The following is an 8,188-nucleotide window of genomic DNA, read 5'->3' on the forward strand; positions in this document are numbered from 1 at the left end:
GTGGCGGCACGGAGGAGTCTCTTGCCGGTCATGGAACTTCCTTAGGGGACGTGGGGAAAGGAGTCGGCGGGGGTGGGGGGTGGGAGTACGTGGTTCAGCGGTACGAGGCTCTGGTGCGTACGCGGGAGACGGCCAGGAGAACCAGCAGGGTGGTGGCCATCAGGAGCACGGCGACGGCGGAGCCGCCGTAGAGCGAACCGCGGTCGGTGGCGGTGAAGACGCGGACCGGGAGGGGCACCCAGTCCGGCGGATAGAGCATCATCGTGGCGCTCAGCTCGCCCATGGACAGGGCGAAGCAGAGACCGGCCGCGGCCGTGAGGGAGGGCAGCAGGAGGGGAAGTCGGACCCGCCACAGCACGTACGCGGGACGGGCCCCCAGGGAGGCCGCCGCCTGCTCGTACGCGGGATCGAGCCGTACGATCGCCGCCGAAACCGACTGGTGGGCGAACGCCGTGACGAGGATGGTGTGCGCCAGGATGACGATCGAGCCGGTGCCGTTGAGCAGGACCGGCGGCCGGCTGAAGGCGACGAGCACGGCGAGGCCGACGACCACGGACGGCACGGCGACGGGCAGCATGAACAGCGCGTCCAGGACCCGCTTCGTGCGCGTGCGCAGGGTGGCCGCGGCCAGCGCGGCCCAGGTGCCGACGACGAGCGCGAGGAGGCTGGCCGCGAGGGCGGTGACCAGGCTGGTGGTCAGGGCCTGGAGGGATTCCCCGCGCACGGCGGCCGCGTAGTTCCCGGTGGTCGGTCCGGAGGGGAGGGCCCCGGACCAGTGGGTGGCGAAGGAGGCCGCGACCACGACGAGCAGGGGCAGGGCGAACAGCGGCAGGAAGAGGAGGCCGAACAGGCCCCAGGCGGCCCGGCGGCCGCTCTTGCTATGCAGCAGCACGCTTGCCCACCACCCGGTAGAGGCCGAACAGGCCGACGGATATCGCGATGTTGACGACGGCGACCACGCAGGCGGCCGCGTAGTCGGATTCGAGGATGGCCTTGCCGTAGACGAGCATCGGGAGGGTCGTGACGTCCTTGGCGCCGGTGAACAGGACGATCCCGAACTCGTTCAGGCACATGACGAGGACGAGGCTGCCGCCTGCGGCGAGGGCGGGGAGGGCCTCGGGCAGGATCACCTGCCGGACGATCCGGGCGGGCCGGGCGCCGAGGCCGGCGGCGACCTCCAGCTGGGCGGTGTCCAGCTGGGAGAAGGCGGCGAGCAGCGGGCGCATCACGAAGGGCGTGAAGTACGTGATCTCCGCGAGCAGGACGCCCCAGGGGGTGGTGAGGAAGTGGAAGGGTCCCTCGGCGGCTCCGGTGAGGTCGGTGACGAGGCCGTTGGCCATGCCGACCGTTCCGTAGACGAAGAGGAGGGCGAGGGTGATGAGGAAGGAGGGGAAGGAGAGAAAGACATCGATGAACTTGGCGACGGCGCGGGCCCCGGGGAAGGGCACGAAGGCGATGATCAGCGCGAGCACGAAACCGAGTACGAGGCAGCCGACGGTCGCGCCGACGGCCAGCCAGACAGTGGTCCCGAGGGCCTCGCGGAAGCTCTGCGAGGCGAAGACGGAGGCGTACGCGTGGAGGGCGCCACCGCCGTCCTCGGGGCTGAACGACTGCTGGACGACCAGTCCGAGCGGATACAGGAACACCAACCCGAGCACGACGACGGGCGGCAACGCCCACAAGCCGCGCGGCATCCGTACATGCGGCCGCGCCGGCGCCGGACGCCCGGAGGCGGGGGCGGAGCCCCGACCTTTCACCCCCGCCGGCGCCTGAGGCGCGGGGCGCGGGGCGGAGCGCGGATCGTTCAGCCCCGCCGGCGCTTGAAACGCGGGGTCGGGGACGGAGCCCGCACCACCCAGCCCCGCCGGCGCTTGAGGCGCGGGGCCCGGGGCGGAGCCCCGACTCACAGGGGGCGCGGCCCGCCGCGAGGCGTCAGGCACGGGACGACACCCCCGCCCCCAACAGCACCGCGTCCCGCGGCTCGAAGTGCAGCGTGACCCGGTCCCCCAGCGCCGGAGTCTCCCGCAGCTCGGGGAGGTCCGCCTTCACGCGGTGGCCGGCGACATCCACGTACAGCCGGTGCGTCGAGCCGCGCCACTGGACCTCGGTGATGGTGCCGCTCAGCGCGTTGGGGCCGGTCCCGAGGCCGAGCAGGTGCGGCCGTACGCACAGGGTGGCCGTCGCGCCCGGCACCGCGCGGCCGCGGTCGAGGGCCAGGGTCCGGCCCTCGAAGACCGCTCCGTGCTCGGCCACCGTCACCGGCAGCAGGTTCGCGTTGCCGACGAACGAGGCGGTGAACTCGGTGCGCGGGGCCCGGTACAGCTCCTGCGGGGTCCCGCAGTCCTGCAGCCGGGCCTTGTCCATGACGGCGATCCGGTCGGCCAGCGTGAGCGCCTCCACCTGGTCGTGGGTGACGTACAGAATCGATACGCCGGGAAGTTCCCGGTGCAGACGGGCCAGTTCGGCGAGCATTCCGGAGCGCAGCTGCGCGTCGAGGGCGGACAGCGGCTCGTCGAGCAGGAGCACCCCGGGCCGGATGGCCAGGGCGCGGGCGATGGCCACACGCTGCTGCTGCCCGCCGGAGAGCTCGCGGGGGTAGCGCTCGGCGTACGCCGCCATGCCGGTCATCTCCAGCGCCTCGGCGACGCGCCCCGGGATCTCGGCTTTCGCGGTCTTCCGGGCTTTGAGGCCGAAGGCGACGTTGTCCTCGACCCGCATGTGCGGGAAGAGCGCGTACTGCTGGACGACCATGCCGATGCCGCGCTTGTGCGGCGGGAGCGCGGTGACGTCCCGGCCGCCGATCAGCACGCGTCCCGCGACGGGCCGTACGAAGCCGGCGACGGCGCGCAGGGCCGTGGTCTTGCCCGAGCCGGAGGGGCCGAGCAGAGCCAGCACCTCGCCCGGTTCGACGGTCAGGTCGAGGGAGTCCAGGACGGTGTTGCCGCCGTAGGCGACGCTGACGCCGTCGAAGCGGATACCGCTCACGGCGACTCCAGGAGGAGGGCGGGGAGTTCGGTGACGGAGGCCAGGACGTGGGTCGCGCCGTGCCGCGTGAGCGCCGCGCGGTCGTGGGCGCCTGTGAGGACGCCCGCCACGGTCCCGGCTCCGGCGCGGCGGCCGCTGAGCATGTCGTAGGCGGTGTCGCCCGCGACCACGACGTCGCTCACGTCGTCCACGGCGCCGGTGCGCAGGAAAGCGGTCAGCACCAGGTCGGGGTACGGGCGGCCGCGACCCCCCGTGTCGGCGGGGCAGAGGCTGAGATCGGCGAGGTCCTGCCAGCCGAGGGCGTCGAGGATGGCGTCCTGGGTGACCCGGGCGAAGCCGGTGGTCAGGACGACGGTGCGGCCGTCGGCGCGGAGCTGCTCGATCGCGGCGCGGGCGCCGGGCAGCGGAGTGACGAGGCCGCCGTCGACGAGGGCGCCGTAGGCCTCCTCGAAGGCGGAGTTGGCGCGGCGGGCGAGTTCCTCCGTACCGAAGAGGTGGCGGAAGACCGAGATCTTGGACTCGCCCATGGTGTCGAGGACGTACTGGAGCTTCTCGGCGTGGTCCGGGGTGCCGGCTTCGACACCGAGGCGCTCGGCGGCCTGCTCGAAGGCGCGCTCTACGAGGCCGCCGTCCGCGACGGTGGTGCCGGCCATGTCGAGGACGACCAGCTTGCGGCGGCTGTGGTCGGTCCCGTTCGCGACGTCGCTGTCGCTGTTGCTGCTGCTGCTGTTGCCACTGCCATTGCTACTGCCGTTGCTCATGCCGTTGCTGTTGCTGTTGGTCTTGCCGTTGCCGTTGCCGTTGCTCATCTGACTTACCAGCCCAGTTCGTTCGCGGTGGTCTCGGCTATGGCGGGCGAGCAGGTCATGCCGCGCCCGCCGGGTCCGGTCACCAGCCAGACGCCGTCGGCCACCAGCCGGCGGTGGACGACGCGGGTGGTGTCGGTGCACTGCGCGTACACACCTGCCCAGCGGTGTCGAATCCTCGGCAGGGGGCGGCCGAGGAAGGACTCGGCCACGGCGGCGACGTGCTCGTAAGGATCTTCGAGGGTGTCGAAGGCGAAGGGGTGCGCATACTCGTGGGTGTCGCCGATGGTCAGTCCGCCGTCCCGGCGCTGGACCATCAGCAGTTGCATCTTGTGCTCGGCGGCGATCGGCGCCTGCTCCTGCCCGGCGTTGAGGGCGTCGAGTGCGGGGGACTCGTAGGCGGGGTAGTAGCGGAAGCTGTCGGCGTCCGCGACCGAGGTCGTCAGGGGCTCGCCGAGCGGGTCGGTCTGCATCATCTGGAGGCGGACGCGGCGTACGGGCAGGTCGGGGGCCAGTTCGCGGACCAGGCCGGACAGCCAGGCGCCGGTGGCGAGGACGACGGCGGCACCGCGGTGGACGTCCCCGTGGTCGTCGCGGACGGCGCCGTGACCGACGACCTCGCGGACCTCGCGGCCGGGGAGGAAGGTGTAGCGGCCGGCGGCTCGGGTACGCAGGGCCTCGCGGAGGTGGAGCTGCGCGGTGCGCGGCTCGACGGCCGCGTCCCGTTCGCACCACAGCGCGGCCTCGAACGCGCCGCGCAGGGCCGGGTTGATCTCCCGCGCCTCGGCCGCGGTGAGCAGCTTGTAGCCGCGGGCGGCGGCGTCCGGGCGGGCCAGGGCCGCCTCGGCGACCGCGAGTTCGCGGGGGGTGCGGACGGGGGTGAGGGAGCCGTTGGCCCGGAAGCCCAGGCCGGGCACCTCCGCGCCGATGCGCTCCCAGAGCTCGCGGGCCCGCAGGGCGGTGTCGAGCTCCTCTCCCCCGGCCCGTCCGCTGACCCAGATCTGGCCGAAATTACGCAGGGACGCGCCGCGGGCCTCCGCCTCTCGCTCGATCTGGACGACCTCGTGGCCGCGTTCGACTGCTTGCCAGGCGTGCATGGTGCCGACCACGCCGCCTCCGACGACTATGACTCTCACGCCGCCAACGGTGGTGCCGGCCCGTGGCCCGGGAGGATCCGTCCGGCGACGCCCCGGTGAACAGCCCTCAACACTTGGCCTAGACCCGTTATTTTTTTGTGATGTGAATGCGTCCCTTTCTAGCTGGTTCGCGGCGATTACGCGGGGGCTAATCGGCGCTTAGGCGGGTCGTGAAGCTGAACCGATCACCACGGTAGAGCGAACGCACCCGCTCCAGCGGCCGGCCGTCCCGGTCCCGCGAGAAGCGGTGGATCAACAGCATGGGGAGTGCGGGCGGGGTGCCGATCAGCAGGGCTTCACGGGGGGTCGCCAGCACCGTCTCCAGCTTCTCGTCGGCCTCACCGAAGGAGATGCCGAGGCTGTCGCGGAGGTACCCGTAGAAGGAGGAGTCCGGCTGGAAATCGCTGTCCAGGCGAGGCGCCCGGGCCACCCGGATGTACGTACTCTCCAAGCCGACGCGCTCGTCATCGGCCAGCAGGACCCGCTCCAGGTGCCAGACGGGCTCGCCGGGCTCGGCTCCGATGCCGGGAGCAACGTCGGTCGGGCAGCGGAACTGCTCCAGGCCGATGAGATGACGACCCGGACGGCGGCCCTGGCGGCGTACGCCCTCGGTGTAACTGGCGAGGGAGAGCGGCTGCTCCAGCTTGGGGCCGGCGACGACGGTCCCGCGGCCGGAGCGGCGCAGCCGGCCTTCCAGCAGCAGTTCGCGCAGGGCCTGGCGGACGGTCTCGCGGGACACCTCGTACCGCTCGGCGAGATCACGCTCGGTGGGCAGCGTGCCGCCCTCGCCGAGCTCGTCGAGGAGCTCGGCGAGCCGGGCCTTGACGGCGTAGTACTTGGGGATGCGGCCGTGTTCGGGAATGCCGGAACGCACGGGTGAGCCGGGGCGGTGCCGCTGAGTCTGTTCTTCCACGGGGGGACTCTATGCGGGCCGGTCGGCGCGGCGAGGTGACGGAGGCGCGGGCACTGCACCGGCGGTTCAGCGTGCGGAACGGCGGGGCCCGCGCACCGGCGGTTCGGCGTGGGGAACGGCGGGGCCCCGCACCGGCGGTTCAGCGTGGGGAACGGCGCAGCCTACGGGCCCCCAGCAGCAGCCCGCCGCCGGTGGCGAGCGCGGCCACGGCGCCCGTGCCGTACGCCCACTCGCGCGGGCCGGTGTGGGCGAGGGAGCCCGCCTCGACGGGATCCTCCGGCCGCTCGACGGAGAAGCGGTAGCCGCCCGCCTCACCGATCCAGTCGCCGTCGTCCCCCTTGCGCTGGACGAGGGCGGCGTCGGCGACGACCTCCCCGACGGGCGCGTCGGCGGCGAAGGAGAGGCCCACCCTGACGGTCATGGAGCCACCGGGGCCGACGGTGAAACCGGGGAAGGCGTCCCCACCGTCGAAGATGGCGATGATCTCGTCGCGGTCGCTGTGCTCCAGGCTGACGGGGAAGGTGCCGCCCGGGGCGTCGAACTCCATGTGCAGGTGAGCGGGGCGCAGGGTGCGGGCCTTGTCCGTGAAGACGACGATCGGGTGGATGGCCGTGCACTCGGAGTCGGTGGTGTTGGTCAGGTCCAGGTACCAGGTCTGCGGACCGGCACCGGTGCGGTACACGGCCGGACCGCCGCGGATCCGCGCCCCGATGGGGAAGGCGGTGCTCTTCCCGTCGCCGCAGGTGGCCTGCGCGCGCGAGGGCAACACGGGGGCGGGGCGTCCGCCGCCGGCACCGATGTCGGCTCCGGCGGTGGATGCGGTGGTGGTGACCAGGGCGGCGGAGAGGGCGGCGGTGAGGGCAAGGGCTTTGCGCAGTCGCATGGAAGACCTTCGCTGCTCGCCGGACGGGACGATGATCGGACGAGGTGACAATCACCCCGGCCTGCCCGCACCTTGCCACCCCCGCGCGACCCCTCCTCGGGAGCCACGCCTGAGTCGTTCCGGTTTACGCCCGAATGACGCACGGGGTCAAGCCCGTCCCACTCCCTAAGCCCACCCAGCCCCGCGACCTCTTCCAGCCGGGCTGGCGTTTGAGGCGCCCCTCCAGCCCCGCCGGCGTTTGAGGCGCCCCTCCAGCCCCGCCGGGTTTGGAGCGTCCTTCCAGCCCGGGCGGCGTTCGAGGCGCCTTTCCAGCCCGGGCGGCTGAGGCGCCCTTCCAGCCCCGCCGGCGTTTGAGGCGCGTGGGTTCGGGGGCAGCGCCCCCGGCAACGGCGCCGCACCCGGCAGCGCACGTTGGGGCCGGCACCGAACCCCGCACCCCGCACCGGCACGCCGCACCCCGCACCCGGCACCGCACCCGCCACTCACCCCGCCCGCCGCCCGAACGTCGGCCCGAGCGCCAGCTCCGCCGCCCCCTCGGCCACCCCCACCCGCGCGAGAGCAACCACCGGCATGGCGGCCGGCACCGCCGCCCGTTCCGCCAGCACCTCCCGGACGCCGCTCAGGAAGACCCCCGGCGCCGCCGTCACCACCCGCCCGCCGAGCAGCACCCGGTCCACGTCCAGCAGCGCGACCAGGTTGGACGCTCCCACCCCCAGGATTCGCGCCGCCTCGGCGAGATCGCCCTGAGCCACCGCCCTCAGGCAGAGCACCTCCGTACATCCCCGCGCCCCGCAGGGACACGGCGGGCCGTCCAGGCTGATCACCTGATGCCCGAACTCCCCCGCCGCCGAGCGCGCACCCCGGTAGATCCCACCGCCCAGCCACAGTCCCGCACCCAGCCCGGTCGCCACATGCAGGTACACGGAAGTCCCGGGCCCGGACCCCCCGGACCGTCCGGACCCCTCGGCGGCCACGCCCGCGTTCGTGTCCTTGTCCACCAGCACCGGCACCCCCAGCCGCCCCTCCAGCAGCTCCCGCAGCCGGAAGCCCTCCCACTCCGGGAACCCGGTCACCCGGCCCATCACTCCGGAACGGTGGTCGAGCGGCCCCGGCGCGGCCACCCCCACGCCCAGCAGCGGCGGCCCGGCCGGTTCGCGGACCTGCGCGACCGCCCGTACGACGGCCTCCATCACCGCGTCCGGGCCGACCGCGAAGTCCAGCGGACCACGGCTCTCGGTGACGACGCGGCCCGCCAGGTCCACCCGGACCACCCGGAGCTCGTCGCGGTCCAAGTGCGCCCCGACCGCGTGCCGCGCCTCCGGCACCAGCCGCAGCAGGGTGCGCGGCTTGCCGCCGGTGGACGCGGCGCGCCCGGCCTCCGCGATCAGCCCGTCCGCGCCGAGCCGGGCCGTGATCTTGCTGACGGCCTGAGGAGTCAGTCCCGCCTGGGCCGCGAGTTCTGCGC

8 protein-coding genes are annotated in these 8,188 nt (G+C 73.4%); all 8 read right to left on the reverse strand.

What is annotated here, in order from left to right; translation table 11 throughout:
- Nucleotides 1–94: 94 nt before the first annotated feature.
- A complete protein-coding gene (locus ACWGIU_RS21745) occupies nucleotides 95–892 on the reverse strand; it encodes an ABC transporter permease (RefSeq protein ID WP_453708177.1) in 798 nt (265 codons plus the stop codon).
- Nucleotides 879–1,757, reverse strand: a complete 879-nt coding sequence (locus ACWGIU_RS21750) for a 2-aminoethylphosphonate ABC transporter permease subunit (protein ID WP_453708179.1) — start codon at nucleotides 1,755–1,757, stop codon at nucleotides 879–881. Before ACWGIU_RS21750 ends, ACWGIU_RS21745 begins: the two co-directional genes overlap by 14 nt.
- A gap of 175 nt (nucleotides 1,758–1,932) precedes the next feature.
- The gene (locus ACWGIU_RS21755; RefSeq protein WP_453708181.1) at nucleotides 1,933–2,985 is read right to left on the reverse strand and encodes an ABC transporter ATP-binding protein; all 1,053 of its coding nucleotides are present in this window, start codon (nucleotides 2,983–2,985) and stop codon (nucleotides 1,933–1,935) included.
- A complete protein-coding gene (locus ACWGIU_RS21760; RefSeq protein ID WP_453708183.1) occupies nucleotides 2,982–3,794 on the reverse strand; it encodes a phosphonatase-like hydrolase in 813 nt (270 codons plus the stop codon). The genes ACWGIU_RS21755 and ACWGIU_RS21760 overlap by 4 nt, the downstream gene beginning before the upstream one ends.
- Nucleotides 3,795–3,799: 5 nt before the next feature.
- A complete protein-coding gene (locus tag ACWGIU_RS21765; RefSeq protein ID WP_453708185.1) occupies nucleotides 3,800–4,927 on the reverse strand; it encodes a TIGR03364 family FAD-dependent oxidoreductase in 1,128 nt (375 codons plus the stop codon).
- A gap of 148 nt (nucleotides 4,928–5,075) precedes the next feature.
- A complete protein-coding gene (locus ACWGIU_RS21770) occupies nucleotides 5,076–5,840 on the reverse strand; it encodes a GntR family transcriptional regulator (protein WP_453708187.1) in 765 nt (254 codons plus the stop codon).
- Nucleotides 5,841–5,979: 139 nt separating this feature from the next.
- The gene (locus ACWGIU_RS21775) at nucleotides 5,980–6,723 is read right to left on the reverse strand and encodes a hypothetical protein (protein WP_453708189.1); all 744 of its coding nucleotides are present in this window, start codon (nucleotides 6,721–6,723) and stop codon (nucleotides 5,980–5,982) included.
- 482 nt (nucleotides 6,724–7,205) lie between these two features.
- Nucleotides 7,206–8,188, reverse strand: a 983-nt coding sequence (locus tag ACWGIU_RS21780; protein WP_453708191.1) for an ROK family transcriptional regulator, incomplete at its 5' end; no start/stop codon positions are given.

Source organism: Streptomyces sp. NPDC054840 (genome assembly GCF_053611065.1).